The organism is Bacillus sp. P4_E1 (assembly GCF_056401715.1).
Window position 1 is genome coordinate 45,235 of record NZ_JBFUIV010000018.1, and the last position, 26,736, is coordinate 71,970.

The 26,736-nt window shown below is 35.4% G+C and carries 27 protein-coding genes and 2 other annotated features; of the genes, 12 read left to right on the plus strand and 15 right to left on the minus strand.

Annotated features, from left to right (window positions below):
• Positions 1–129: 129 nt before the first annotated feature.
• The 3 genes from AC1DS7_RS21905 to AC1DS7_RS21915 form a co-directional block, all read right to left on the minus strand.
• Positions 130–303, minus strand: coding sequence for a hypothetical protein (locus AC1DS7_RS21905; RefSeq protein ID WP_476999208.1), 174 nt, complete (start codon positions 301–303; stop codon positions 130–132).
• Positions 304–380: 77 nt separating this feature from the next.
• Positions 381–1,676, minus strand: coding sequence for an MFS transporter (locus AC1DS7_RS21910; RefSeq protein ID WP_476999209.1), 1,296 nt, complete (start codon positions 1,674–1,676; stop codon positions 381–383).
• Complete coding sequence (locus AC1DS7_RS21915) at positions 1,676–2,989, minus strand: APC family permease (RefSeq protein ID WP_476999210.1); 1,314 nt, start codon at positions 2,987–2,989, stop codon at positions 1,676–1,678. The genes AC1DS7_RS21910 and AC1DS7_RS21915 overlap by 1 nt, the downstream gene beginning before the upstream one ends.
• Positions 2,990–3,054: 65 nt before the next feature.
• Positions 3,055–3,291, minus strand: a binding site (T-box leader).
• 165 nt (positions 3,292–3,456) lie between these two features.
• Between AC1DS7_RS21915 and AC1DS7_RS21920 the strand changes: the two genes are divergently transcribed.
• The gene (locus tag AC1DS7_RS21920; protein WP_044439236.1) at positions 3,457–3,684 is read left to right on the plus strand and encodes a hypothetical protein; all 228 of its coding nucleotides are present in this window, start codon (positions 3,457–3,459) and stop codon (positions 3,682–3,684) included.
• Positions 3,685–3,774: 90 nt separating this feature from the next.
• On the opposite strand, the gene AC1DS7_RS21925 is transcribed toward AC1DS7_RS21920, so the two are convergent.
• The 3 genes from AC1DS7_RS21925 to AC1DS7_RS21935 form a co-directional block, all read right to left on the minus strand.
• Positions 3,775–4,740 carry a hypothetical protein gene (locus tag AC1DS7_RS21925; protein WP_476999211.1) on the minus strand — a complete coding sequence of 322 codons (966 nt, stop codon included), beginning with the start codon at positions 4,738–4,740 and terminating at the stop codon, positions 3,775–3,777.
• 129 nt (positions 4,741–4,869) lie between these two features.
• On the minus strand, positions 4,870–5,652 hold the full coding sequence (gene yidC / locus AC1DS7_RS21930) for a membrane protein insertase YidC (protein ID WP_002015966.1): 783 nt from the start codon (positions 5,650–5,652) through the stop codon (positions 4,870–4,872).
• A 28-nt stretch (positions 5,653–5,680) separates the two neighbouring features.
• A complete protein-coding gene (locus tag AC1DS7_RS21935) occupies positions 5,681–5,965 on the minus strand; it encodes a hypothetical protein (protein WP_002015967.1) in 285 nt (94 codons plus the stop codon).
• Positions 5,966–6,239: 274 nt separating this feature from the next.
• Here AC1DS7_RS21935 and AC1DS7_RS21940 point away from each other — a divergent pair, with 274 nt between their 5' ends.
• Both AC1DS7_RS21940 and AC1DS7_RS21945 read left to right on the plus strand, forming a co-directional pair.
• Entirely contained in the window at positions 6,240–7,133 is an 894-nt protein-coding gene (locus AC1DS7_RS21940) for a YitT family protein (RefSeq protein WP_000530031.1), read from the plus strand.
• Between the two features lie 340 nt (positions 7,134–7,473).
• Positions 7,474–7,860, plus strand: a complete 387-nt coding sequence (locus tag AC1DS7_RS21945) for a DUF3938 domain-containing protein (protein WP_016102233.1) — start codon at positions 7,474–7,476, stop codon at positions 7,858–7,860.
• A gap of 225 nt (positions 7,861–8,085) precedes the next feature.
• Here the strand turns inward: AC1DS7_RS21945 and AC1DS7_RS21950 are convergent, their stop codons facing one another.
• From AC1DS7_RS21950 to AC1DS7_RS21970, 5 genes are all read right to left on the minus strand, one after another.
• Complete coding sequence (locus AC1DS7_RS21950) at positions 8,086–8,226, minus strand: DUF3985 family protein (protein WP_429683702.1); 141 nt, start codon at positions 8,224–8,226, stop codon at positions 8,086–8,088.
• An 85-nt stretch (positions 8,227–8,311) separates the two neighbouring features.
• Positions 8,312–9,364 (minus strand): site-2 protease family protein, encoded by a 1,053-nt coding sequence (locus AC1DS7_RS21955; RefSeq protein WP_016102234.1) that lies wholly within the window; start codon positions 9,362–9,364, stop codon positions 8,312–8,314.
• Positions 9,365–9,406: 42 nt separating this feature from the next.
• A complete protein-coding gene (locus AC1DS7_RS21960; protein WP_033715183.1) occupies positions 9,407–10,114 on the minus strand; it encodes a DUF3169 family protein in 708 nt (235 codons plus the stop codon).
• A complete protein-coding gene (locus AC1DS7_RS21965) occupies positions 10,104–10,349 on the minus strand; it encodes a helix-turn-helix transcriptional regulator (protein ID WP_002067963.1) in 246 nt (81 codons plus the stop codon). The genes AC1DS7_RS21960 and AC1DS7_RS21965 overlap by 11 nt, the downstream gene beginning before the upstream one ends.
• A 274-nt stretch (positions 10,350–10,623) precedes the next feature.
• On the minus strand, positions 10,624–11,238 hold the full coding sequence (locus AC1DS7_RS21970; RefSeq protein WP_002143668.1) for a DedA family protein: 615 nt from the start codon (positions 11,236–11,238) through the stop codon (positions 10,624–10,626).
• Positions 11,239–11,652: 414 nt separating this feature from the next.
• Between AC1DS7_RS21970 and AC1DS7_RS21975 the strand changes: the two genes are divergently transcribed.
• From AC1DS7_RS21975 to AC1DS7_RS21995, 5 genes are all read left to right on the plus strand, one after another.
• Positions 11,653–12,096 (plus strand): DUF3978 family protein, encoded by a 444-nt coding sequence (locus tag AC1DS7_RS21975; RefSeq protein ID WP_002034632.1) that lies wholly within the window; start codon positions 11,653–11,655, stop codon positions 12,094–12,096.
• A gap of 30 nt (positions 12,097–12,126) precedes the next feature.
• Positions 12,127–12,588: a L,D-transpeptidase gene (locus tag AC1DS7_RS21980; RefSeq protein ID WP_002015973.1), complete on the plus strand. Its 462-nt coding sequence runs from the start codon at positions 12,127–12,129 to the stop codon at positions 12,586–12,588.
• Between the two features lie 364 nt (positions 12,589–12,952).
• Positions 12,953–13,618 carry a response regulator transcription factor gene (locus AC1DS7_RS21985; protein WP_000148832.1) on the plus strand — a complete coding sequence of 222 codons (666 nt, stop codon included), beginning with the start codon at positions 12,953–12,955 and terminating at the stop codon, positions 13,616–13,618.
• Positions 13,596–15,035 carry a sensor histidine kinase gene (locus tag AC1DS7_RS21990; RefSeq protein WP_215587038.1) on the plus strand — a complete coding sequence of 480 codons (1,440 nt, stop codon included), beginning with the start codon at positions 13,596–13,598 and terminating at the stop codon, positions 15,033–15,035. Before AC1DS7_RS21985 ends, AC1DS7_RS21990 begins: the two co-directional genes overlap by 23 nt.
• A gap of 138 nt (positions 15,036–15,173) precedes the next feature.
• Complete coding sequence (locus AC1DS7_RS21995) at positions 15,174–16,076, plus strand: EamA family transporter (RefSeq protein WP_002015976.1); 903 nt, start codon at positions 15,174–15,176, stop codon at positions 16,074–16,076.
• Between the two features lie 195 nt (positions 16,077–16,271).
• On the opposite strand, the gene metG is transcribed toward AC1DS7_RS21995, so the two are convergent.
• Positions 16,272–17,906 (minus strand): methionine--tRNA ligase, encoded by a 1,635-nt coding sequence (gene metG, locus AC1DS7_RS22000; RefSeq protein WP_201034471.1) that lies wholly within the window; start codon positions 17,904–17,906, stop codon positions 16,272–16,274.
• Between the two features lie 50 nt (positions 17,907–17,956).
• Positions 17,957–18,227, minus strand: a binding site (T-box leader).
• Between the two features lie 113 nt (positions 18,228–18,340).
• Between metG and AC1DS7_RS22005 the strand changes: the two genes are divergently transcribed.
• The 4 genes from AC1DS7_RS22005 (at position 18,341) to AC1DS7_RS22020 (ending at position 23,628) form a co-directional block, all read left to right on the plus strand.
• Entirely contained in the window at positions 18,341–19,159 is an 819-nt protein-coding gene (locus AC1DS7_RS22005) for a class I SAM-dependent methyltransferase (protein ID WP_476999212.1), read from the plus strand.
• A gap of 416 nt (positions 19,160–19,575) precedes the next feature.
• Positions 19,576–21,270 (plus strand): methyl-accepting chemotaxis protein, encoded by a 1,695-nt coding sequence (locus AC1DS7_RS22010; RefSeq protein WP_476999213.1) that lies wholly within the window; start codon positions 19,576–19,578, stop codon positions 21,268–21,270.
• Positions 21,271–21,498: 228 nt separating this feature from the next.
• Positions 21,499–23,190 (plus strand): methyl-accepting chemotaxis protein, encoded by a 1,692-nt coding sequence (locus AC1DS7_RS22015; protein WP_215587040.1) that lies wholly within the window; start codon positions 21,499–21,501, stop codon positions 23,188–23,190.
• 120 nt (positions 23,191–23,310) lie between these two features.
• Complete coding sequence (locus AC1DS7_RS22020) at positions 23,311–23,628, plus strand: metal-sulfur cluster assembly factor (RefSeq protein WP_002015982.1); 318 nt, start codon at positions 23,311–23,313, stop codon at positions 23,626–23,628.
• Positions 23,629–23,672: 44 nt separating this feature from the next.
• Here AC1DS7_RS22020 and AC1DS7_RS22025 read toward each other — a convergent pair whose 3' ends face one another.
• The 3 genes from AC1DS7_RS22025 to AC1DS7_RS22035 form a co-directional block, all read right to left on the minus strand.
• The gene (locus tag AC1DS7_RS22025; protein ID WP_133059872.1) at positions 23,673–25,322 is read right to left on the minus strand and encodes a M4 family metallopeptidase; all 1,650 of its coding nucleotides are present in this window, start codon (positions 25,320–25,322) and stop codon (positions 23,673–23,675) included.
• 207 nt (positions 25,323–25,529) lie between these two features.
• Complete coding sequence (locus AC1DS7_RS22030) at positions 25,530–26,225, minus strand: pirin family protein (RefSeq protein ID WP_061673689.1); 696 nt, start codon at positions 26,223–26,225, stop codon at positions 25,530–25,532.
• 50 nt (positions 26,226–26,275) lie between these two features.
• Entirely contained in the window at positions 26,276–26,686 is a 411-nt protein-coding gene (locus AC1DS7_RS22035; RefSeq protein WP_476999214.1) for a MarR family winged helix-turn-helix transcriptional regulator, read from the minus strand.
• Positions 26,687–26,736: the final 50 nt, after the last annotated feature.

Genomic DNA, 26,736 nt, shown 5'->3' on the forward strand with positions numbered 1-26,736 from the left:
CAAAAAAAGCTGTACCAAACGGAGTTTTACATACTCATTTGGTACAGCTCTTTTTTACGCTTTCGCTAATTTAATTTTATGTAGTTGGTTTTTCGGATGGTTTTGATTTGTAAATACAGAACGTTCATTTCACGATTTTTTTTGCTCCTTTATCTCCATCAAAAGCTCAATAATCTTCTCATTTTGCTCTACTTGTTTCTCAGAATTTTGATAGATGAAACGAATCCATCTAAATACAAAAATAATAAGAAATAATGGGACTAAAGAAATTTGAAAACCAATAATTGAAAAATTAGACTCCATATACTATCACCTCGCTATATACTCCCTTCTCCATTTCTCTACTAACCCCTGCAATTTTTCACACAAAAAAGAACCTATCAAATGATAGATTCTTCTTTCGTAAGCTGATTCGAACGTCCTCTCGTAATAGAGAAAATCGCACAAAGCAGTGCCAATATAATGAAAACGCCGCCTACCCAAGCGTTATATATAACAGATGATTTCTCAATAACAACTCCGCCCACTGTTGAGCCAAGTGCAATTCCTAAATGAAGTGCAGAGTTATTTAAACCTTGCTGAATACCAGCTGATTCTGGCGCAATTTCAATTAAATAGTTTTGCTGTGCTGGCGAAATTGCCCAGCTCAGCATACTCCAAAGCCCCATCATAATAATGAAAAGCGGGAATGAGAATGTCATCATCGGCAACATAAAGATTGCACATGCAAATACGATAATGATGGAAATAATACTTTTCTTCGATCCCCATTTATCAGCAAGCCAGCCGCCAAGGCCACCTCCAAGTACCGCTGCAATTCCGAAAATGAAGTAAAACACACTAATCCAATTTGCTTCAACATGCATCACATCTTTTAAAAACGGTGTTAAATATGCGTATAGCGTTAAATGACCTGTTAAAAATAAAAATGATGTTAACTGTGCGCTTACAATTTTTTTATCCTTTAACGTAGCAATTTGTTCTCTTATTGATAATACCGATGTCGCTGGTACTTTCGTTAAGAATAATGAAATACAAGCAATCGCCATAACCGTTAATATTGAAATTAATACAAATGGTGCACGCCATCCATATGCATTTCCGAGCACAAGACCGAGCGGTACTCCAAGTACGAGTGATCCACTAATACCCATGAAAATGATTCCAATTGCACGCGCACGAAAATGCGGCTCTACTACACTAGAAGCAAGTGTAACCGATAGTGCAATAATAAGCGATCCACTCGCTGCACAAATTACTCTCGAGAACATTAACATCTCGTAATTCACACTAAATGCCGAAATGATATTTCCAATTAAGAAAATTGATAATGCCACAACATACAATTTCTTTCTTTCAAACTTGCCTGTTAATGCTAATAAAACTGGCCCTGATAGAGCGAATACTACTGAAAATATTGTAATAAGCTGACCAGCTGCACTAATCGACACACCTAAATCATTGGCAACTAAATCAAGCGTTCCTCCTATAATTAGCTCAACCGTTCCGACTACGAAAGCCGCAATAGCTAAAATATATACACGAAAATTCAAGTCTTCCCCCACACTTTCTCTTTTGGTTACTACCATTATAGTAACCAAAAGAGAAAGTGGACGCAAGTACAATTTTTTTACAGCGAAAAAAGCAGGCGTATAATACGCCTGCCCTTCAATCATTAAACTCCAGTTTCTTTCTTCTTATTTAAGTACCAATACACCGGAAGTCCAGTAAATACCATTCCAATTGATAAGAAACAACTTACCGGATCGTTAATAATCGCACTTCCAAGTACAAACAATGACCCTAAAATCGCAACGATTGGTACAATCGGGAATAACGGTACACTATATGCACGCTCTTTATCCTTGTTACGTCTTCGTAAAATGAAGACACCAATAAACGTCATTACGTAGAAAATATAAATAATGAATACGGAAATCTCAGATAGCTTATTCGGATCACTAATAAGCATTAAAATAATTCCTAAAATGATTTCAACAGTAATCGCATTTGCTGGTGTTTTAAATCTCGAATTTTCTTTTGCAATAAACTTAGAAAACGGAAGGTGTTCACGCTCTGCCATCGACATCGGAATACGTGGGAACGTTAAAATCTTTCCATTTAAACAACCGAAAATAGAAATGATAATACCGATACTAATAATTTTCCCGCCATATTCTCCAAGTAACATACCCGCAGCTGTCGCTGTTGCATTTTCTCCAAGGTCTACAATTTTCGCTGCTGGTAATACATTTAATAACGCTAAGTTAATTAACACGTAAGCAGCTGTTACAATTAAAATCCCAACTGTCATTGCCTTCGGTAATAACTTTGTTGGATTCTTCATTTCTCCGCCAATAGAAGCAAGCAAAATCCAGCCATCATAGGCAAATAAAGTTGCTAAAATTGCCATCCCGATACTTTGATTTTCTGATATCGGTACAACTACGTTGAAGATATCACTATTCCCTTTCCAAAACCCTAGCACAACAATTAATATAATTGGAATCATCTTCCCAACTGTCGTAACCGTTTGGACGATGCCCCCATATTTTGTTCCCAAACTATTTATAACGCCTAGGAACACAACTGTTCCAATTGCGATTGGTAAATTCCAGACTTTATCTAAATAGAAAAAATTGATCATTAAAGAACTAAAATACAAACCTAACGTTCCAATAATAGCTGGTCCATAAACAATTGTTTGCATCCAGCCAGATAAATACCCCCAAAAACTTCCGTAAATCTCCTCTAAATACGTATACAACCCACCATTTTTCGGAATTTGCGCTCCAATTTCGGCTACTGTTAAACCACTTGCTAACGTCAACAGACCACCAATTACCCAAGCAAGAATAGCCATATTAGAACTCCCTGAGTAATCTAATACGCTCCCTGGTTTCATAAACACACCAGACCCAATAATAGTTCCTACTACGATAGAAAGTGCTACTGTTAAACCAATTTTGTTTTTCTCATCATGATGCATGCTGCGTATCCTCCTTCCAATTCTAGTGTGATGCAAAAATGAAATAAAAAAACACTCCTCCCTAAAAAAGGGACGAGTGTTGTATTCGTGGTTCCACCCTTGTTTCAATTAGTAAAGTGACACACTTCACCAATTTCTCAAGTCTAAATAACGGTTTTTGCCGGCATGCAATTACTAGATATACGTTCACTGCTGCAGTTCAGAGGTGGTAATCGATTTTCCCGTATTAGGAAGCTCACAGCCAAAGGCCTCCCTCTCTGATAATCGTAAAAAACTGATCATATCCTCATCATCACTTCTTGATGTCGAATTTTGTAGTTGTTTCCCATTATATTGAATTGTTAGAAAAAATCAATATATTTTTTATATAACATAAGAAACATTTCTCTTCTTATATTATAACAGAAGTTACCATTTTTCTCTAATTCCCTAAAAATGGTATAATCAATGTAGAAGGTGTACTAATAATGATTGCTATTTTTTGTATCAACGCTACGGTTCTTTCTTTTATATTCGCTATCATGTATCGATATAAGTATCCTGGTTATAGCATTTTAGCGGTAGCTATTATACCAGCTGCTTCCTTCTACGTATTAGGTAAATACCGATATACTGAAGTGTTTATCGGTTTTGCAATCTTCTACTGCATCTTTGGATACATACTAACAATGAAAAGAATTTCAATGAATCATTAAAAGGGACCGATTTCTGCTTACAGAAATCGGTCCTCGCATTTGTCGTATGTACCTTTCGGTTGCCCACACGAAAGATACTACATAGTTCAATTATTTATCATCTTTTTTCATAAAAAATTTATGATTTGGAAGATCCACATTTAAATCTGTTAATTGTTTCTTTTCCTTTTCTAGAATCGCTTTCGCTTTTTCTTTTGTCACCTCATCTAAGTTTGCAAAGATGTCTTCATGCTTCCCTTTCTCTGGAAGATTCACACCTAGTTTTGTCAATTCTTCTTTCGCTTGCTCACGAGTTAATTTCCCGGACTTTTCTTGCTCAAAAATAGACTTCGCTTTTTCTTTTGTCGCCTCATCTAGATTCGCGAACATATCACCGTGCTTCCCTTTCTCTGGAAATTTCACACCTAGTTCTTTCAACTTCGCTTTCGCTTGCTCACGAGTTAGTGTTCCAGACTTCTCTTGCTTCAAAATTGCTTCCGCTTTTTCTTTTGTCGCCTCATCTAAATCCGCGAACATGTCACCGTGCTTCCCTTTCTCTGGAAGCGTTACGCCTAACTCTTTCAATTTCTCTTTCACTTGCTCATGCGTTAATGCTCCGGACTTTTCTTGCTCAAAAATGGACTTCGCTTTTTCTTTTGTCGCCTCATCTAAATTCGCGAATATATCTTTGTGCTTACCTTTCTCTGGGAATTTCACGCCTAGCTTTGTTAATTCCTCATTTGCTTGTTCGCGAGTTAATTTCCCGGATTTTTCTTGCTCTAGAATCGACTTCGCTTTTTCTTTTGTCGCCTCATCTAAGTCCGCAAGCATGTCTTTGCGTTTCTCCTTCTCTGGAAGTTTCACACCTAGTTCCTCTAACTGTTTCTTTGTATCGTCCATAATCGTTTTTACTTTTTGTTTTGTAGCCTCATCTAAATTCTTCTTTGCAGTTCCTTTTGTAACTTGCTCAGCTGCTGGAGTATTAGTTGCCGCAAACGCTGGTATACCAGCTCCTCCTACAATTCCAAATGATAGAGCACCTGCAATTACTAAATACCCAACTGTTTTCTTCTTCATAGGAAATTTCCTCCTTCATATTTCTAAAGCATGTACACTTTCGTATACAATGCCAATAGTAATGTTGGTTTCTTAAAATTTCCTTAACGATTTAAATAAAAAACACCGCTCATCACGAGCGGCGTTTTTCTAAGCTTTTTGTAATTGTAATTCTTCACGTTCCATTACTTTTCTTAATACAATTGTTTGTGTCATTGTAAATAAGTTACCTGTAATCCAATACAGCACCAGTCCTGATGGCGCCGCAAATCCCATAAATAGAATCATTGCAGGCATCATAATTTGCTGTATTTTCAGCATTTGAACTTGTTCTCCAGGCGTTACATTTGATTGGAACACCTTCATTTGAATAAATGTTGTTAACGCTGCGATAATCGGTAATATATGATATGGATCTGCATGTCCTAAGTTCACCCATAAAAATGAAGATGTACGAATCTCTTCAGTTCGGCTAATCGCATAATACAAAGCAGAGAAAATCGGCATTTGTATAAAGATTGGCCAGCACCCAGCTAACGGATTCCAACCGCCTGATTTCATTAGTTCTGACATTTCTTTTTGATACTGCTTTTGTTTTTCAAGATCTTTACCCACATCACCGTATTTCTGTTTCAGCTTCTGTAATTCAGGTTGCATTTTTTTCATTTTCGCTTGGCTACGATATTGCGAAACAGCTAATGGAATCATTGCTGAACGAATAACGAGCGTCATGATAATGATGGCAATCCCGAAGCTAGCTCCAGGTATATGATGAGCAACAAATTGAATCATAAATGAGATTGGATATACGAAATAATGGTTCCAAATTCCCGTACTATGTGAATCAATTGTACCTGCATTGCTGCAGCCAGATAAAACAAAAACAAGTAATAATGATAAACTAATGAGCCTAGCTCGGTATGATTTTAACATGTTCATTCCTCCAATGTTTCGTAATTAATTAGCGAAACATTGGTGTATACGGACCTACCTCGTCACTCTCTCCACTCGATTCTTGTCTGCGGACAGAACGAATCATTCCATATTTATAAAAAATAGAAAATAGCGGTACATTTCTTGTACCCTCTTCACACGTATCTACTAGTTTAAAAGCTCTCTGTCTACCGCTCGATGCTTGCTGACGCACAAAGCGAGAAACGTTAGCAAGAAAAAAGACTTCTAATACACAAAGCGCTGTCGTTACAAACGATATATATAGAATTGCATCCTGCAATAAAAATTCCATCGCTTCACATCCTTAATAAAGTCATTTTAGCATATTCAGCAAACATTCTCTATTTCCTTTTGTTCTCAAAAGTTTTTTTGCATATTTTCTCAAAAAATTATGCTAGAAAACCAATGTATTCGCTTTCTTTAGTATATTCACACGTATCTTTGAATAGGTTTAATTTGTTAGAAATTTATAAAATTTTTGCATTATAATAAAACTATTGCCAGTTTTTGAAAAAAGCTTTATTCTCTTCTTGTAATCAAAAATGAATATGGAGATGAAACATACTATGGGTCAACTAGGAGACGCCGATTACGTTCCCGACACCGCCTTTTTATCCTTCCCAGCAGCTAAAACATTTCATTTAGAATTCATCATACAGTTAGTTGTTATTTTTATAGCTTCTATTTTGTATGCAATTTCTATGAATATGTTTTTTATCCCGCATAATATGATTAGCGGTGGGTTCGCTGGTGTAGGGATGATTATCGGTTATTTAATGCACTACAATATCGGAGCACTTATCTTTTTACTAAACATTCCGCTTCTTATTTTAAGTCACTTTTACTTAGGAAAGAAGACAACCTTTTTAACGGCATACTTTGTAGCTGTATCATCTTTAGCGATGAACATTATCCCAGTACACCAAGTTTCAGATGATATTTTGCTGTCTTCTGTATTCGGTGGTGTCATCTGCGGTGCTGCCTCAGGAATCATATTCCGATTTGCTTCTTCAACAGGTGGTTTTGATGTTGTTGGATTGATTGTAGCGAAACATCGCGATGTTTCAATTGGAGCAATCATCTTTGGATTCAACTTAATCTTACTTGTTGCAGCAGGATTTATTTTCGGATGGGATATTACGCTTTATACGTTAATTAGTCGGTTTGTAGTCAGCAAAGTAATTGATGCCGTGCATACAAAACATATTAAATTAACGATAATGACAATTACAGAAAAAGGTGAGGAAATAAAAAGCTCACTATTACATCACGGCATACGTGGCGTAACAATGGTAGATGCTGTCGGCGGCTATACAAACCATAAGAAAAAAATGATTTACACTGTCGTAACTCGCTACGAGTTGGGCGAAATGAAACGTATTATCCGCCAAGTGGATAATAAAGCATTTATGAACATTACTGAAACAGTTGAAATTGTCGGCCGTTTCAAACGTATATAAAAAAGCGCAAGGAACTACAATTCCTTGCGTTTTTTATTTTTTACACTTATTACAAAATCAGATAATTCTATTATTGTATCACTAAATATGTTATAATAAAACTAGACTTACAAAAAAGAGTATATAGACTTGGAAGTTTCTCTTATTTTTATAAGCAAAAAGAAACGAGCAGTCGGGTATATTTCAGACACCATACACGTAACGGTTTAAAAAAACCGATCATCTTAGTTATTCTTCACTGATCTTTTTATAAAAGATACGTACAACTAAAATTCACTTCAATATACTATACCTACCTTTTTGACTTCCAAATCATCTTATTACATAAGGAGATGAACATATGAATCCATATATACGATACACACTAGCTGTCCTATTTGCGATCGTCGGCGGCGTGATCTGTTTCTGGACAAACACAGAGCTTGGAGAGAATATCATTTTTAATGGAATCGAAACCCTTGTAAGCGCTTCAATTTTAGGCGGATACATTTTCTTCCTCTTCAATCCAGAAGAAAATGCTCAAAAAACAATGTTATTAACAATGATCGGAATCGTTGGTGGATGTATTTCCTACTCAATGACAAACTATACATTACCACTTCAATTAAGCTCAGCTTTCTTCCACGGTCTATGGACTTGGTTTATCGCATTCTGCCTAGCAGACGTATTCAACCTATTACAGGACACTGAAGAAGAAAATGGTCGTCAAATTGAAAGTAACTCGTAAGCTGGAAGAAATTCTTCCAGCTTTTTTGTTTACTGTTCTTTCCTGTTCATACCCCATCACCAAAATAAAAAGAAGTTACCTCCACGGCAACTTCTTTCCCATATACCCCACTTAGTATTCAATTAAATATATCAACGATTTTTAAAATATATCGATCGTTTCTCCACTTATATCAGCGATTTTTTCATTATATCAACGGTTCGACACTCAAAACGCACAACATGCCTATCCCCCAAGTAACTTACTGCCGAACTCAACGATTAAAAAGATAATTAATAGGATCGCGAGTATCTTTAATGCTACATACGTCACTTTAAAAACAGCATAAATGAGCAAGACTATCAAAATAATCGATAAAATTTCCATATGTATCTCCTCCTATCTCTTTTATTCTACCTGTACTTCGTTTTTTATGAAATCGAATAAGATGACATATAAAAAAGAGGATACCTCACCCATCGTAAGATACCCTCGCCTGTAGCTGCTCAAACCATTCCCTCTCTACTTGTAAATATCCCATTCCACTCTTCTCAGCACTCTCCAATTCTTTATCAGCTTTCTTCATATAACAGCGGGAAGCTTCCATATCGTCCTCTAAATATTTAATAATTCCTTGTGTACGGTAATATCCGTTTAAATCCATTTTGGTAATGGCCTTTGCATGTTCCTTTGCTTCTTGCAGAGAAAGGCTATCCATCTGATAAAGAGCTTTATATAAAAGATACCAACTATGAAAACTACCAACGAAAAATTTATTTTCCTTCGTTACAGATAGCTGAACAATTTGTTCTATATACGGTATCGCTCTTTCCATTCCCTTTTGATCAGCTCGGGCATAAAAGACGAGCATAAGTCCGCTCATTATCTCTCTTATACTTTTATCCTCTTTTAATTTTTCCTCACTAAGTTCTACTAATCTCTCATCCCAATCTTTCGGTCTTTTATAACTAAATAACTCACTCGATATTTGAATCGTATATAAATGCTGCTTAGCTTTTTCATCATCTTTAATTAAAATGAGAAATTGCATGCCATCACTCAGAAGCGTTCCTTTTATCGGCACGATTGTAACTGCAAAAATCACAAAGTGGAAAACGGAAAAATATAAAAGATATTGATAATAGCTCACCATGTATATGTAACCTGAAGTAATACCGAATAATAAACTCATAATTGGCCCGCCTAAAGTCATCCACGCCCATTTCTTTGAAAGGTTCGGTGTCTCTATAGAAGACGGTGCTAACATCACCACACCACCAAAGTACGCCCATAATTTATTTTCTCGAATGCGTAATTTCCCCTTTTCTTTTTGAACAGTGATAGGTCCTACTGTCATAAATTTAAAATTCAAACCACCTATCAAACCAAATACTACGTGCCCTAGCTCATGAATGGCTAACACTAATAATACAATTCCAAATACTGCCGATATATTCAACATTACTTCTAATTTCCCAGTTCGAATTACTCCGTATAAAATGGACAGAACTAGCGCCGCCGTCATGGAACCAGCTGGCCTTCTTAAAATATCCACCTTTTTCTCCCCTTAATAAATCATTTTTCTCTGCATTTCGTACATGAATTTTCCGAGATGCAATATCCAAATAAATGAGATTAAGCCAATTAATACAAAATCGATATCACTAGCCCCTGTATATATAACGGCAGCCCACCATACATATGCCAATATTGTATTCGTAAATTCATATGCTTTATATCCAGCCTCATGCACAATGTGCTTTAATCCTTCATCTGCGTTTTTCGTCCACATTTTCATAGATTCCATATATGTTACACCTTGTTCAGGATATAGCTTATTATAACGATTTTTTGTTATGAGCCCGATAACCACTACAATAGTTAAACAGACAATAGAAGCTACTAAATTCCACACTGCAAATGACACATTTGTATCCTGTAACAGTGCACGTCTACATGCAATAACTGCATATACAAACCATGCCTGCGTAACTATATCACCTACACGTAAATATATACTTATAATGCCTAATTTTCTGCCTTGTACGCTCTCTTCTTCATCGCGTGCTTCCGCTAACATACGTGTATTCTTCCAAGTGTAGTACATCATTAAGATTCCAAAAATAGTACATACACCTATAAATGTATTAGATGATAATTTTCTCGGTTCATTCGAGAGTAAATTTAAAGCTATATAAGATGTTAAAAAGCCACCCATCATACTTAATGCTATTTTCCCCACAAAATCAAATTGTTTTCTTCGTTTACTCTTCATCTTCATCGTCCTCTTCCCCCTCCACCAACATAAATATCTCCTCCACTGGCGCTCCAAAAATTTGTGCGATTTTTAGCGATAACACAATAGATGGCGCATAATCTCCACGCTCAATTAAACTAATGGTTTGCCGTGATGAGCCAATCGCTTTCCCTAAATCCCCTTGTGATAAACGGTGCTTTGCTCGAAATTCCCTCACTCGATTTTGAAGCTTCATGTCTTCCCTCTTTTTCATTTATTTAATTAAAATTGTAAATAATATCCTTATCTTTGTCAATTATAATTGTCATTTTGACTTATATACATGTCAAAAATAAATCTATATTCTCCTAAATATATAACTTAGATAATAGATTTTAATAATCACATACGGAAAAAATAGGAACGTATTATATACCAGCCACCGGTGACGGTATCGATGGAAAAATAAAAGAAAACTGGAAAATACAATAAAAAAGGCAGTGCTTTTGCACTGCCTCCCTAAAATCTGACATAGAATGGATTCCATATTAACTTGCGTTTTGTAAAAATACTCGTTTTAGTTGTTTGCGGAAACGAATGCTTAACGTAATTGCTACAATGACAATCGCTCCGAAAATGATTTTGCCGATATGATCTCCCAGTAATCCGAAAATATCATGTAAGTTACCACCTAACCAGTAGCCGCCAATTAAGAAGAACGATACCCAGAATAAAGCACCTGAATAAATTGTAATTGCAAAGCGGCGAAACGGTAAGTTAATGATACCTGCAAAGTATCCTGTAAAATGACGTACACCAGGAATGAAGAAGCCAATAAAGATAAGGAAATATCCATATTTATCGAACCACATTCTCGTTAAATCAATTTTTCTTTGTGTTAAAAATACGTACTTCCCGTATTTTTGAACAAAAGGCATACCAAGCTTATTCCCTAAAAAGTATTGAATCGTCATTCCTACACTTGTCCCAATAAAGGATAGGATAATTAAAATAGGTAAACTTAGATCACCCTTCTGTGCTAAAAACCCCGCATATGCTAATGTTGGCTCTCCCGGAAACGGAAGTGCAATATATTCTAACAGCAGGCCTACAAGTACTACATAATACCCATATTGCTGAAATAATTCATGAACCCATTCCATGTCATCTCCCCTTTCATTCACGTACAACTTGTTACTATTATTGTATAAAAAAATTGTCGAAATAACTATCACAATAGCTTACATTTTTATTACATTTTTGTAAGGCTCATTCTAAAGTTTTTTGTTCTCTATTTACTTATATCTATTAGCATTTAAAAACAAGCTAACAACTATATATCACGCGAAGGAAATCCATTAATATACATTTTTCATCCAGTTTTTAACACTCGAAAACCACCTTATTTTGTTCTCTATAAAAAACCACCACAAACTCATATGAACTTCATATTAGCTTCATATACGTATTGTAAGATTATATCGGAATTTGTTGAAAAATTTAGCTAATATATGACTAAACATTAAACTGAATAAATATAAGTCGCTTTTCGAAATTGAAAAAAGGGTGAATAAGAAATGGAAGCTTATAAAATGCACGATTTTATTAATACGAATGTTGAATCTCATCAAAATGAAACCGTTTTTAATTTACAAATATGTGAAACAAATGAATTTGACGTAAGTTTAACAAAATCTACAACGCTGTCTTTTATCGTTTCAAAAAAGAACATTAAGATCGTCACGAGAAAATGGGTTAATTCAAATCAAGAAAGCATGATTGGCAAAAGCTACATCATTCCAACGAAAGCTTTTCACTATTTCTTACCGATTATTTCTGAAACTGAAGATGAACTAAATATTCGAGTTCAAAGTTTTGGACTACATGGTGAGCTTTTATTAAATGAAAGATTACTTATTGATAAAAACAACAAATGTAATACAAAGATTACTACCTTCTTTGAAACATTAGATGAAAATGTCAATCAAGCATTACGAGGATTACAAATTCATTGTATGTAAGACTACTACAATAAATAAAAGGAGAATATAATGAAAAAACTATTATTAAGTGCGCTATTATCATTAGGATTTTTAACTCTTCCATTCACTACTGCAGAAGCAGCTACGACGAAAGATCAGCTTATCGTAAACACAAAAATAAATAAAATGGATTATTATCAAGATGGAAAATTCATAAAAAGTTTCACTGTCGCTACTGGAAAAGCAGCAACACCAACACCTAAGGGTACTTTTCAAATCGTAAATAAAATTAAAAACCGTCCTTACTATACAGGAAAAATTAAAGGCGGCGATCCACGTAATCCACTTGGGGACCGCTGGCTCGGATTAAATATGGCAGGAACTTACGGAACAACGTATGCGATTCATGGAACTAACAATAATCAAGCAATCGGGAAAGCAACAACACTTGGTTGTATTCGTATGTTTAACAATGATATTCACTGGTTATTTGAGCGCGTTCAGCAGCAAGCTACTGTCACTGTAAATTAGCCTAAGAACAAGATTTATGTGTAGCCAAGAATTTTATGTCTTGGCTTATTTTATTTATTCATTTACAGTAGCAAAACAACTGTATTTACATATATAATAAAAATAGATTGCATTCAACATCATCTTAACATTGATAAACATGGATATTAAAATTATACAGTTATAATATTTTATAAATTTTACAATACATACTATAATAGAACTACTGTAATACTGAACTATTCAGTGACACTAAACAATCCCCCTTGCTACTTTCATTACTATTTTATAGCGGGGGCTTATTATATGTATAAACAATCTGAGTCATCCGAAAAATGATGAATTCGAATATTGCAGTAAAAAGCGTTATTTAGGAGGTGTTACTATGACGCATATACTGGTGATTGAAGACAACCCAGATATACAAGAACTTATTCGTGAATTTCTAATGGCACAAAACTTTACTGTTGATGTAGTTGGTGCTGGAACAGAAGGCATTCTTCTTTTCCAAAAAAATTCATACGATCTTGTCCTCCTCGATGTAATGTTACCAGATATAGATGGCTATAGTATTTGCAAAATTATGCGAGGACAATCTGATGTACCAATCATTATGTTAACAGGCTTACATAATGAAGAAAGTGAAATTAAAGGATTTGAGTTAGGTATTGATGACTATATTACAAAACCGTTCCATTACACCGTATTTATAAAACGTGTAGAAGCTGTATTAAGAAGGGCAGCAACAAAGGAAGCAGAAGCTGCAACTATACTACAATTCCATGAATTGATGTTAAATTCTACAGCATATGCCGCTTATGTTCATGGTAATCAAATTGAATTGACTACAAAAGAATTTGAAATTATATATACTTTACTGCAAAATCGGGGAAAAGTACTATCAAGAAGTGATTTGTTGAATAAGGTATGGGGCTATGAACATTATGGTGATGTGAGGGTTATAGATACACATATTAAAAACTTACGAAAAAAATTAGAAATTCCTTATATTAAAACGGTGAAAGGCATTGGCTACAAAATCGAATCGTAGCAAAGACAACATCACCAAAAATATATTCATCAAAACCTTATTATTTTGTATTCTGTTATCACTTTGTCTTTATCAAATTATTTATTTTCTAGCCTCAAATTACGATAAAGATCGTTTGAAAGCTTCTGGAACGCAAACTGCGGAACAAGCGGAATCAGACAAACAAAACGACCAAAGTAAAACAAAGCAAAATAAAGCTGTGTCAGAGAGTAGCCTCTCTAATTTTCAATCTTCTCAAATAGACATGAAAACACTCTCTACAGCCATCAATCATCTTTTGCAGCCTAGCCAAACTGCAAAAGCAAACGAACATGCACAAAATATTCCGGGGAAAAGTAACACAACGTCTTCACTTACAGAAGCGGAAAAGCAAGTTACTAACAATGATGCCTTACATACACAAAATGCGGCAAGTAAAGCAAATGATACACATGATAATCCAAAGTTAACAGATGTGTTGCAGCAGTTAGCTCCACATATTGGGGCGACAATGCTTGCATTATCTCTGCTTGGATCTTTAATCTACGCAAAAATAATCGCCAAACCTTTCCGATATATGAGCGATGCTTTAAAAGATATTATGAATCTTGATTTCTCAGATAAAAAGCTACTTAACAAAAATACAGATCAAACAGATTTTAATTTGCAAGTAGCTGCCTCACAAGTACCTACTATTGTGAAAAATTTACATGAAAGCAATCAAGATTTAAGAAATGAACTCAAGAAGGAACAACAGTTAGAACAATCTCGTAAAGAATTTATGTCTATGATATCCCATGAATTAAAAACACCAATCGCAGCCGTTATGGGACAACTCGATGGCATGATTCACGGAATTGGCGCTTATAAAGATAGAGATAAATATTTAAAACGTTCATATGAGATGATGCAAGATATTAACATATTAACGGAAAAAGTGTCAGAATTATCCAAAATACAAAACCCTCAATTTAAACCAAATTTAAAAGTTATCTCATTAACTAATATTATTGAGGACGTTATAAAGAAAGTAGATTATTTTGTATCTGTAAAACAATTAAATGTTCAATCTAACATTAAACAAGATGCACAAATTTTAGCTGATCCTAAATTTATGCAAACTGCTATTTTTAACATTATTTCAAATGCAATTCATTATACAATTGACCATCAGCATGTATATATAAAACTTTATGAAAAGCCAAACGGTTACGCATTAGAAGTATTAAATACAGGTTCTCAAATTGATGAAGATAAACTTGCCCATTTATTTGAACCATTCTATCGCGCAAATCCTGACAAACATGGCTTAGTACAAGGTAGTGGTCTTGGGTTATATATTGTAAAACAAATATTAGATAAACATCAGTTTCCTTATGGAATACAAAACACACCTCAAGGTGTAAAATGCTCCATTGTATTCCCAAAAGCAATGTAAAACCTACTCTAATTTCATACCCCAAATTCATACTTCGTATGAATGGCGGAATTTTGTAGAGTATCTTACTCTGTTTCGTTCGCCCGTTATCCTTATTTGGATGGCGGGCGTTTTTTATTATTTAAAAGGAGGATTTTTATGGAGAAGTTTAAGTATTCATTACTAGTTTTATTCGGCGCTTGTAGCTACGGCGTACTTTCAACTATTTTTAAACTCGGATTCATCGACGGATTTTCCGCACACCAACTATTAGGAGGGCAATATGTCTTCGGATGGATTGGACTCCTTTTACTCGTTCTGTTCTTTTCACGTCATAAAGTATCAAAAAAACAATTCTTTTCGTTACTAACAGTCGGCACAACAATGAGTATGACAGGTATTTTCTATGCTATTTCCGTAGAAGAATTACCAGCCTCTATCGCTGTCGTTTTACTCTTTCAGTTCACTTGGATTGGTGTAGTCATCGAAGCGATTGCCAACCGGACATTCCCAAGCCGTGAGAAAGTTATATCTATTATTATTTTATTTACTGGTACATTGTTTGCTGGTGGAGTATTTGAAGGTCTTGGACAAAACTTTTCTACGAAAGGTATTATTTTCGGACTATTAGCTGCCGTCTCTTTCTCATTCTATGTATTTGTAAGCGGGCGCGTTGCTACAGATGTTCCGCCTTATACGAAAAGCTTTCTTATGACAACGAGTGCTACTCTTATTGTATGCTTATTTTTCCCGCCTACCTTTTTAACGGACGGCGCTTTACAAGCAGGCCTATGGAAATATGCTTTCTTCCTTGGACTGTTCGGGGTTATTATACCTGTCATTTGTTTTTCAATTGGGGTACCAAAAGTCGGAACGGGACTTGGTACAATATTAGGTGCAGCTGAATTACCAACAGCAATTATCGCTTCTATTACACTTGTTCATGAAGTTGTATCGCCAATGCAGTGGATTGGTATTGTGGTTATATTACTCGGTATTTTCACACCACAACTACTTACTGCTAGGAAAGAAAAAAAACATAATCGTGTTCATAGTGCGTGACAACATCAACTTGTATATAAATGTGAATAAAGTTACGATATGTTAAACTTTATTACTACCTTCAAAATAACATATGATATTGCGGCTATTATTCTCGTAATCCTTGCTGTGCTTTTCTTTTTGAAAGATAAGAAAGAGGGTTATACAGCATAACAAAAGACCTTTCATTTATTTGAAAGGTCTTTTCCTTATATTTCACTTTACCGCTCCATATAACTTCTCTACCTCATGTTCAATTTGTTTTACATCGATTCGCTCAAATAATGGCTGTACATTATCAATTCGGTTTGGCAACGTATTTTGAGGTTCCCAATTTACTTTAACACTCGATAATGTATTTCTAACTCTTTCACTTGAAAACGGTAAAAACGGTTCAAGCAGTTGTGCAAAGTTTGCTATTAGGTAAACACAATTATAAATTGTTTCCTCACATGAAACTGGGTCGTCTTCTCTTTGTTTCCAAGGCTGCTTTTCATCAAAGTATTTATTTGCAAAGCGTACTGCATCAAATATTGTTTCTAGTGCCACCTTAAATTTAGCTTGTTCAATCGCCTCTCCTACACTTTTATATAATCCTTCTACTTTATCTTTCAGCTCTACATCAATACTTCCCTTCGGTACAGTACCACCATAATATTTTTCAATAAACTTTAATGTCCGGTTCACAAAGTTCCCGTATGCACCTAACAATTCACTATTATGACTGTAAATGAATTCACGCCATGAAAAATCAGTATCACGATTTTCTGGTGCGTTAACTGTTAAAAAGTAACGAATAGAATCGGGATTGTAGCGTTCCAATATATCAGGTACCCATACTGCCCAGTTTTTACTTGTCGATAATTTTCTTTTTTCTACTGTTAAATACTCATTCGAAACGATATGACGCGGGATCGCTTCTTCTCCTATTCCAAGTAATACCGCTGGCCAAATGATTGAATGAAACGGAATATTATCCTTACCATGTACATAATATGTTTTCGCTTCTTTATCCCAAAACTCTTGATCATCTTTCCCTGTTTCTTCAGCCCAATTTTTACTCGCCGAATAATATCCTGTCACTGCTTCAATCCATACGTAAATTTTCTTATCTTCATATCCTGCCACCGGAATTGGTACCCCAATTGGTAAATCACGTGACACTGCCCTATCTTGTAATCCTTCCTTTAAATATCTCTCTGTTAATTGAATTGCATTGTCGCGCCATGTTCCTTTCTGCTTTGCAATTTCTACGGCCTCTTTAATTTGCTGCTGAAATTTATGCAATGCAAAATAGAAATGCTCTGTTTCCTGTACTGATGGCGTACTACCACATAACTTACATTTCTTTTCTAACAAATCGAGTGGATCTAAAATAGCGGAACAATCATCGCATTGATCGCCCCTTGCTGCTTCATGACAATGCGGACAAATACCTTCTACATATCGATCCGGTAAAAATTGCGTACACGTTTCGCAATAAGCTTGTTCAACTACTTTTTTATAAATATAACCTTCTTCTAATAGTCGCAAAAAGACTTTTTGAACAGTTTCATGATGATGCTCACTATCTGTACGTGTATAGCAATCATAAGTAAAACCAAGGCTACGAAAACATCGCTCAAACTCTTCGTGATACTTATCAGCAATTTCTTTCACCGTCACACCTTCTTGCTTTGCTCTAATTGCAATCGGTGTTCCATTACAATCACTTCCTGAAACATACAACACATGCTCACCTTTTGCCCTGTAATAACGTGCTAAAATATCTCCTGGTAACAAACTAGCAATGTGTCCAAGGTGTAACGAACCATTTGCATACGGCCAAGCGCCTCCAATAAAAATACTCATCTTATATTCCTCCTTTAAAATATAAAAAGCCCCGCCCTTATCTTAAAAAAGATAAGGGCGGGGCTGTATAAACAGTCGCGGTACCACCTTATTTCGTCAGTCATTCGCATAACTAACCTTAACAAGTACGGAGCTATATGCTCTTATACTGTGGTTTTGATAACGAGTACCAACTCTCGTCGCCGCCTACTATTATCATTTGATAAGTTCAGGACGAAGCTCAAAGGCCATTGTTCAAATGAATATTCTTGCTTCTTCTCAGCTACCGAAGCTCTCTGGAAAGAATGGTTCCATTCTACTTTTCCTTTTCAACGCTTTTATGTATAAAATGTATTTTACGACTTAACAACAGAAAAATCAAACTTTTATTCAAAAAAACAGGAAATCCTACTCATTCACCGAATAACTATACGTTCACAAAAGGAGTGATAAAATTGAATCAAAAACAACTAAGTACTATTAATGAAAAAAGCTGGAACGCAGCTGCTTATGAAGCTTGGACAAATCGCCACGGGGCGCCAGAGGATTATGCGAAAAAGCTCATGGAAGATCCCGTGCGCGAGGTAAATCATTATTTACCTTACATACAATCTCCAAAAGGAAAGCGTATTATTAATTTACTCGGATCAAAAGGAAATAAAGCAGTTGCTCTTGCTCTTTTAGGAGCCGATGTAACAGTTGTAGACATTTCAGCAAGTAATGAAAAATACGCAACCGAACTAGCCGAAGCTGCTGGTGTCTCTATCCAATACATCGTCTCTGATGTACTGGATGTAAATCTTTCCGAATCATTTGATGTCGTATTGCTGGAACTTGGTGTACTTCATTACTTTTTAGATTTAAAACCACTCTTTCATATAATCTCTCACTTACTAAAACAAGATGGGACCTTTATACTACGTGACTATCATCCCGTTTATACAAAATTATTAGGAGTAGATCATCCATCATTTCGAGCAAATGGAAATTATTTCGACGAGGAACTTATTGAAGATGACGTAGCTTATAGCACTCTCCTTACGGGATCACAGAAATACGCTTTACCGAGAACAAAAATTAGGCGCTGGACACTAGGAGAAATAATTACATCAATGGCAGAAACAAATTTCAAGGTTGAAAAATTGATTGAAGAACACGGATCTCATCAAAAGTGGGTTTTCCCTTCTACTGCACCAGAGGGAATTGAAGAGCGTATACCCGGTCTATATACATTAATTGCGACAACATGCAAAAAAGGATCCCTTCACGGATAGGATCCTTTTTTTGCATGCTTACGCATATAAGTTGAGGTTGGAGATTACCATAATTCTGTAGAATAGGACACAAGATATTTCAACATTCGTCTCTGACTTACGTCGTCAAAAAGGGGTATGACCAACATAACGAAGAGTAATGTTTAGTTGATAGTGATAATCGTTATCAACTAATTAGAAGTATACAGGATGTTATTTCAAATTACAATACCATTTCTGATTTTTATTTATGAATTTTTTGATATACAAATGTATACATTTTAAGAACATTTACTCACATTAATCTGCCATATTCCATTATCTGCTATAATTTTCATTGAACAGATTAATAACTTCTTAATTATGTTTTTATTAGTTTCGTTCTCAATATTTATAAATTACAATAAATAGTTTTTCAAAAAAAGGTAGGGGTAACAATGAAATATGTTAGCATTCGAAAAAAACTACTGTTCACACTCTTAAGCATTTCTTCCTTATTTAGTATTGCTCTTATTGTTATTCTTTCATTCGCGATGAATCAAGCAAGTGAAATCGAAACATTAAAGAATGATGTATCGAAAAGAGCAACGATTTTAAAAGAACGTGGCGATTGGTTCCAAGCGCAGGTCGCTGGTTTACAAGAATATTTACTATCACATGACCAAAAAGGATTGGATAAATTCAACCGGGAAGGAAAAAAACTAGCTGATACTAGGGAGAAAGTAACAAGTGATAAAAAACTCCCAGAAGGAATGAAAGAGGCCATTTTAATGGGAGCAAAATGGCGCAGCGTCGTAGATAATGAAGTCCTCCCTCTTGCACGGGAAGGAAAATGGGATGAAGCATCCAAAATTGCTCTTGCTCAAACAGATTATGTAAATGATCTTTTAAGTCGTTTTACTAAATATGCAAATGAAGAAAATGACAAACGGGACGTATTAATTGCTGACGTAGAGTCTTCTTCATCCCTTATTCAATATATTATTTTCTTCTCACTCATTACATGTACATTAACGTCTATTCTATTGGCATGGTGGTTCTCTGGTAAACTCGTTAAACCGATTCGACAAATTGATGCGAAGTTAAAAGAATTAACTTCTCAAGATGGCGATTTAACCGCTAGATTACACGTAACGAGTAAAGATGAAATTGGTGACATCGCAAATTCCTTTAATCAAATGCTTGCTAACTTACAGCGTATAATAAAGCAAGTTCAACAAACATCAACAAGTGTAAAAGAAGCTTCTGAAAATGTGTTTATCGAAACAACTGCTTCTATGGAAAATACCGCAAAAACTAAAGAGACTATGAATGCTCTTGAGCACAATATTCGTTCACAAGTTTCTAGCATTGAAGAAAGTTCAACCGCAATGGATGATATGGCAACGAGTGTTCAGCGCATTGCACAAGCTGCCTCTTCTGCCGCTAGCCTAGCTGTTACAACTTCTGAAAAAGCAGATGATGGAAATAAAGTCATTGAAAAATCTATTACACAAATGCATACAATTAACGAAGCTGTTAACGCTACATCACAAGTGGTAGAGCGACTCATTACACATACGAATCATATTGATACTGCACTTCAATCTATTTCTAATATTGCCGAGCAGACGAATTTGCTCGCTTTAAATGCTTCTATTGAAGCGGCCCGTGCTGGTGAACACGGAAAAGGATTCGCTGTTGTTGCCGATGAAGTACGAAAACTTGCTGAACAATCTCAGCTAGCAGCAAATGACATTAACCATTTACTTCATCAAATTCAAGCGGACACAAAAATAGCAAATGACATGATGACACAAGGTCAGTCAGAGGCTTCTGAAGGAATTACAGTCATTCGTACCGCTGGATCTTCATTCTCAGAAATTGTTAATCACATTAACAATTTCTCTACACAAATACAAGAAATGTCTGCAACTGCTGAAGAAATGGCCGCAAGTTCTGAAGAAATGAATGCAGCTTTAAATAATATCGCTTCTATTTCAAATGAAGTTGCTGCCGAAACATCGAAAACAGCAACTTCAGCTGGTGACCAAGTAAACAAAATGAGTGTCGTTGCTAAAAAATCATCAGAAATGAAAACAATTGTGCAAGAACTTGAAGTGCTCGTTTCTCATTTCAAAACAAATAGTTAAAATGAAAATTTCATTTATACTTCTACGAACTCTAAATTGTTAGAAAGAGCGATTTAGAGTCTCTCTTTTTTCACGCTAAAATATCTCTTTCTATCTCCCATTCTGTCTGCTATAATTCCTAAAGGAAAGAAGAAAGCTTTATTCCAGATGGAGTAAAGCTTTCTTTCAATTTTTTACATTAATTAATTAATTCTAATACTAAGATTTTACAAGGAGGATTTTTATCATATGAATTTTATTAGCATTCGAAAAAAACTAATGTTCATGATGGGAATGATTTGCGCTTTATTCGGCATCGCCTTAGCTTTTATTTTATTCTTTACCATGGATCAGTCTCATAAAGCTGAAACATTACAAAAAGAAATTTCTCCTCTTGCAACAGAATTGAAAGAGCGCGGAGACGCTTATCAAGTACAACTTTCTGCTTTAAGAGGTTATTTACTACAACATGATCAAGTCGAATTAGACAAGTTTAATGAGATGAGTAAACGTCTTGAAGATACAAAAGGGCAACTTCTTTCTAACCCTAACACTTCTCAGTCCGTGAAAAGCACAATGGAATTAGGATCCACTTGGAGAAAGTTCATTGAAGAGAAAGTATTCACTCTTGCAAAAGAACAAAAATGGGAAGAAGCTTTACAAGTAGCTTCTACAGAGAATGGCACTGTTTATAAAGTAATCGGTGATTTCACAAATTACAGTAATGAACAAGCTAAATTACGTGAACAATCTATTGAAAAAATCGATCAATCTTCACTACGAATTGAATATGTTGTCTTCTTATCACTTGTTATTTGTATTGTAACTGCAATTATTCTTGCATGGTGGTTCTCTGGTAAGCTTGTAAAACCAATTCAACAAATTGATACTAAACTAAAAGAATTAGCCTCTCAAGAAGGCGACTTAACAGCCCGTCTACAAGTAAATAGCAATGATGAAATCGGTGCAATTGCATCATCGTTTAATAAAATGTTAGAAAACCTGCAACATATCATTAATCGTGTTCAAAAAACATCTGTAGAAGTACAAACAGCTTCTGAAAATATGCTAGAAAAGACTAATACATCACGCGAGGCAACAATAAGAGTTCAAAGCTCGATGTCCAACTTAAATTCAAGTATTCAATCGCAAACTTCTAGTATGGAAGAAAGCTCGACTGCGATGGATGATATGGCAATAAGTGTTCAGCGTATCGCTGAATCTGCTTCATCTGTAGCCGAACTTGCTGTAGCTACATATGAACACGCTAACGATGGAAGTACTGTTATCCAAAAATCTGTTTCACAAATGACAACGATACATGAAGCTGTAAATGCTACATCAGAAGTAGTCGAACGTCTAATCACCCATACGAAATATATTGATACAGCTGTACAATCTATTTCTAATATCGCTGAACAAACAAATCTACTTGCTTTAAATGCTTCTATTGAAGCGGCTCGTGCTGGTGAACAAGGAAAAGGATTTGCTGTCGTAGCTGATGAAGTTCGTAAACTTGCGGAACAATCAAAAACAGCGGCAAAAGATATTAACCAATTGCTTCATCAAATTCAAAATGATACGGAAACTGCTAACTCTATGATGTCTAAAGGTCGTTCTGAAGCATTTGAAGGCATTACTGTCGTTCGTGAGGCTGGTACTTCTTTCACAACAATTGTTGAACAAGTAAATAAAGTATCAACTCAAATGCAAGACATATCAGCAACTGCTGAAGAAATGGCTGCAAGCGCTGAAGAAATGAACGCTTCACTTAATAACATCGCTTCTATTTCAAATGAAGTATCTAGTGAAACAGCCGCAACGGCACAATCTGCTGAACAGAAAGTCATTGTGATGAATGAAATGACTCTCACTGCAAAACAAATGAAACAAACAGTTGAAGAATTAGATCAGCTTGTATCTCATTTTAAAACTGAATAGCTTTTCAAAAAAATATTCCTCTCTCAGAGAGGAATATTTTTTTGAGCTCATTTCCTGCACTTATCCCGCATATCCGTTATAATGAGAACCGATATCATTAATATTTAGGGGGTGCTACACATGTCACAACAAGCATTTGAAGAAAAGTTATATGCCAACTTAGAAGCTGTTATTGACCCTGAATTAGGTGTTGATATTATCAATCTCGGATTAGTTTATGACGTTACAGCGGATGAAAATAATAATGCTGTCGTTACAATGACAATGACTTCTATCGGTTGTCCAATGGCTGGCCAAATCGTATCAGACGTTAAAAAAGTATTATCAACGAACGTACCTGAAGTAAATGAAATAGAAGTAAACGTTGTATGGAATCCGCCATGGACAAAAGAACGTATGTCACGTATGGCAAAAATTGCATTAGGTATTCGTGATTAAATAAGAAAAAGACCTGACAATCCAGTCAGGTCTTTTTTCTCTTATTATTTTACTCCTACAGCGTCATAAGCTTTCGTTACAGCTTGTACCTCTTTAGAGTTTTTACCGAATAAATCTTCTGCTGATTGAAGTGCAGCTTGGCGCATCATTTTGAAATCAGAGTTTGCAGTTAAATATTTTGTAAGAGCACGATAGTAAATTTTTTCTGTTGCTTCACGGCCCACTCCAGTTACTTTCACATTGTAATGCGTGCCGCCCTCAGAAACTAAATACGCCGCCTTATTGTTAATACTACTGTTAATATGAACGCCGCCATTATCAGCTGTTCCAGTATAACGTTTATTGTAGTGATCTGGGTAACCTTCACCTGGTTTTAATGGGTTTGGAATAGATGCTGGATCCTTTAGAGAACGAAGTGCATCACCAGGTTTACCAGGTGTATAAATATCAGCACCTAAATCCCAGCTCTTCTTCTCAACCATGACGCCCATAATATCAGATAACGATTCATTTAACGCTCCTGATTCATTTTTATATACAAGGTTTGCTGTATGTTCAGTTACAGCATGCGTTAATTCGTGGCCAATAACATCTAGCCCTGCTGATAATGGAATAAATGTCTTACCATCTCCATCACCATACATCATTTGCACACCGTTCCACGCTGCGTTATTCCAAGATTCACCTACGTGAACAGCAGAAATAAGTTTTGCACCTTTATCATCGAAAGAGTTACGGTTAAATGTCTTTTTATAATAATCATATACTTTTCCTGCATTCACATGCGCATCAACTGCCGCTTTATCTTCGAAGAACTTAGATTTACTTCCAATTTCTTCTCCTGTATATCCAAGAATTTGTGAGAATAAATTAAACCAGTCTTCGTTCATATTCTCTGCATCAAATGTATGGACACCTTGTCCTCGTGTACCATCAAATAAGTTGAACGCTCCTGTTTTCGTATCTTGAGCAATTTCAAATGATTGTCTAGCACCTAATACTCCGTAACCAAATCCAGTAATGTTATCTACAGCATTATATTTCTCAATAACATTTCCATTTGTTGCATCAACAAAGTAATGCCAATATCCTGGAGCTGGTTTCGAAACCGACGCTTTTACAAGATATGCAAGATAGTATTGACCATCTTTTTCATACACATATAAATCTTTTTTCACACCATCATAATTCTTTACTTTACCAATTTCTTTCTCAATATTAGCTTTTGCAATCGTTTCTGCTTGTTCCGCACTAATACTTGCAGATGCAGGAATATTTTTATCATCTAAACTCGGAATAACTTGTCCGAAAAATGCTTTTACATTGTTCTCTTTATCAAGCGTAACCGTTTGATCTGAACCATACACAGGAATGTTATTATGCTTCTCAACTAACTTCACATGTGTTGTACCAGACTCAGCATCTTTTTCTTCACCAACGATATTGAAATGTTTGTCAATATTTCCTGCTAGTTTAAACATATCTTTTTTACTCTCTAAATATTGAAAGACCGTCTCTTTTTTATCTAGTCCTTCCGGCGCTTTCCATTCTTCACCTATGTAAGCTGGTGTTTTAAACTCTTGGTGATACTGGATTTTTTGCTCTTCTGCTTTCGTCGTAGTTGCTCCAAATGCCCCAAACCCACTTGCGATAACAGTTAATGCTAATGCTGATGAAATTACTTGCTTTTTCAATCTAACACTCCCCATTTCCCTAAAAGTTTTTAACACCTTTATAAATATTCTGAATAATCTTTCCAATACCTGCTCTCAAAAATTGAGAAAGTTTTTTCTGTTAATTTAACTCACACAAAAAAGGATATCGTTTTCGATATCCTCTTCCCTATAACTTTTCATCTCGCTATTCACATACTTAAAACCGCCATGGGTTAAAGTTTCACTTTATTCCATTTTCATTTCAATCGCTAAGTAGTGAGAGCTTTCTTTCGCTTGAATGTGAATATCTTCTACAGTCTCCGCTGCATCACGCATTACGAGTGTTTCACCGTTTACAACGCTGCTACCTTCAATTTGTACAAGGTACAATTGACGTCCTTCTTTAACAGGAAAATAAATTTCTTTACCAGCTTCTAATGATAAAGAATATAAATTTGCATCTTGGTGAATATGAATTGGTGCATCTCCATCAGAAGGAGATACCATATGGAACCACTCATTTTCACGTTTACTCCAATCAAATTTAAACTCACCATAGTTTGGTTTATGACCGTCGCGGTCTGGTAAAATCCAAATTTGCAATAAACGTAATGTTTCACTTCCTAAGTTATGCTCACTGTGAAATACACCAGTACCTGCACTCATATATTGAACATGCCCACGCTCAATTGTCCCGCGGTTCCCCATACTATCTTCATGTGTTAATTCACCATCTATAACGTAAGAGATAATCTCCATATCACGGTGCGGATGCATATCAAAACCAGTTTGTGGCGCTATTAAATCATCATTCATAACACGTACTGCTCCAAAATTCATGTTGTTTGGATTATAATAATTTGCAAAGGAAAAATGAAAATGTGTATTTAACCAACCGTGATTTGCTCTTCCCATATTTTTATAATCAACTTTTCTAAACATATCCTTCACCTCATATTATCTCAAAATCGAGATATTTATTTTTAATTTTATCACTGCAACTTCTTCAGTAATTCTAATAATTGTTTTTGTTCTTCTCTATTTAACTTATCAAATTGCTCTGCTTGAAATGTTTCTTGCGGCGGGACTATTTCTTCATATAGAACCTTTCCCTTTTCTGTTAATGAAATATATTTCGTAGTACCTTCTTGTTCACGCTGAATCCAATCTAGTTGCTCCATCTTATTTAAAAGTTGAGTAACATTTCCTTTCGTAACAAACAACTTATTTCCAAGTTCTTGCTGCGTTAAACGATCGTTTTCTCCAATTTGAACTAATACATCAAACTGAGCGGCAGATACATTCCACTTTTTCAAATGCTGATTCGTCTCACGAATACTTCTATTATAAAAGCGTGATAAACGAAACCATAATAGTACTCCAAGTCTTTCCCCTGCTTTCATTCCATCACCTCGCTCATTTGATACTATTAGTTTAGAACTAAACTTATTAA

What these genes read in the sequence shown, in the direction of transcription:
- AC1DS7_RS21905 (WP_476999208.1), bottom strand. Translation starts at nt 303, where the DNA reads ATGGAGTCTAATTTTTCAATTATTGGTTTTCAAATTTCTTTAGTCCCA.
- AC1DS7_RS21910 (WP_476999209.1), bottom strand. Translation starts at nt 1,676, where the DNA reads ATGATTGAAGGGCAGGCGTATTATACGCCTGCTTTTTTCGCTGTAAAA.
- AC1DS7_RS21915 (WP_476999210.1), bottom strand. Translation starts at nt 2,989, where the DNA reads ATGCATCATGATGAGAAAAACAAAATTGGTTTAACAGTAGCACTTTCT.
- AC1DS7_RS21920 (WP_044439236.1), top strand. Translation starts at nt 3,457, where the DNA reads ATGATTGCTATTTTTTGTATCAACGCTACGGTTCTTTCTTTTATATTC.
- AC1DS7_RS21925 (WP_476999211.1), bottom strand. Translation starts at nt 4,740, where the DNA reads ATGAAGAAGAAAACAGTTGGGTATTTAGTAATTGCAGGTGCTCTATCA.
- yidC (WP_002015966.1), bottom strand. Translation starts at nt 5,652, where the DNA reads ATGTTAAAATCATACCGAGCTAGGCTCATTAGTTTATCATTATTACTT.
- AC1DS7_RS21935 (WP_002015967.1), bottom strand. Translation starts at nt 5,965, where the DNA reads ATGGAATTTTTATTGCAGGATGCAATTCTATATATATCGTTTGTAACG.
- AC1DS7_RS21940 (WP_000530031.1), top strand. Translation starts at nt 6,240, where the DNA reads ATGGGTCAACTAGGAGACGCCGATTACGTTCCCGACACCGCCTTTTTA.
- AC1DS7_RS21945 (WP_016102233.1), top strand. Translation starts at nt 7,474, where the DNA reads ATGAATCCATATATACGATACACACTAGCTGTCCTATTTGCGATCGTC.
- AC1DS7_RS21950 (WP_429683702.1), bottom strand. Translation starts at nt 8,226, where the DNA reads ATGGAAATTTTATCGATTATTTTGATAGTCTTGCTCATTTATGCTGTT.
- AC1DS7_RS21955 (WP_016102234.1), bottom strand. Translation starts at nt 9,364, where the DNA reads ATGACGGCGGCGCTAGTTCTGTCCATTTTATACGGAGTAATTCGAACT.
- AC1DS7_RS21960 (WP_033715183.1), bottom strand. Translation starts at nt 10,114, where the DNA reads ATGAAGAGTAAACGAAGAAAACAATTTGATTTTGTGGGGAAAATAGCA.
- AC1DS7_RS21965 (WP_002067963.1), bottom strand. Translation starts at nt 10,349, where the DNA reads ATGAAAAAGAGGGAAGACATGAAGCTTCAAAATCGAGTGAGGGAATTT.
- AC1DS7_RS21970 (WP_002143668.1), bottom strand. Translation starts at nt 11,238, where the DNA reads ATGGAATGGGTTCATGAATTATTTCAGCAATATGGGTATTATGTAGTA.
- AC1DS7_RS21975 (WP_002034632.1), top strand. Translation starts at nt 11,653, where the DNA reads ATGGAAGCTTATAAAATGCACGATTTTATTAATACGAATGTTGAATCT.
- AC1DS7_RS21980 (WP_002015973.1), top strand. Translation starts at nt 12,127, where the DNA reads ATGAAAAAACTATTATTAAGTGCGCTATTATCATTAGGATTTTTAACT.
- AC1DS7_RS21985 (WP_000148832.1), top strand. Translation starts at nt 12,953, where the DNA reads ATGACGCATATACTGGTGATTGAAGACAACCCAGATATACAAGAACTT.
- AC1DS7_RS21995 (WP_002015976.1), top strand. Translation starts at nt 15,174, where the DNA reads ATGGAGAAGTTTAAGTATTCATTACTAGTTTTATTCGGCGCTTGTAGC.
- metG (WP_201034471.1), bottom strand. Translation starts at nt 17,906, where the DNA reads ATGAGTATTTTTATTGGAGGCGCTTGGCCGTATGCAAATGGTTCGTTA.
- AC1DS7_RS22010 (WP_476999213.1), top strand. Translation starts at nt 19,576, where the DNA reads ATGAAATATGTTAGCATTCGAAAAAAACTACTGTTCACACTCTTAAGC.
- AC1DS7_RS22015 (WP_215587040.1), top strand. Translation starts at nt 21,499, where the DNA reads ATGAATTTTATTAGCATTCGAAAAAAACTAATGTTCATGATGGGAATG.
- AC1DS7_RS22020 (WP_002015982.1), top strand. Translation starts at nt 23,311, where the DNA reads ATGTCACAACAAGCATTTGAAGAAAAGTTATATGCCAACTTAGAAGCT.
- AC1DS7_RS22030 (WP_061673689.1), bottom strand. Translation starts at nt 26,225, where the DNA reads ATGTTTAGAAAAGTTGATTATAAAAATATGGGAAGAGCAAATCACGGT.
- AC1DS7_RS22035 (WP_476999214.1), bottom strand. Translation starts at nt 26,686, where the DNA reads ATGAAAGCAGGGGAAAGACTTGGAGTACTATTATGGTTTCGTTTATCA.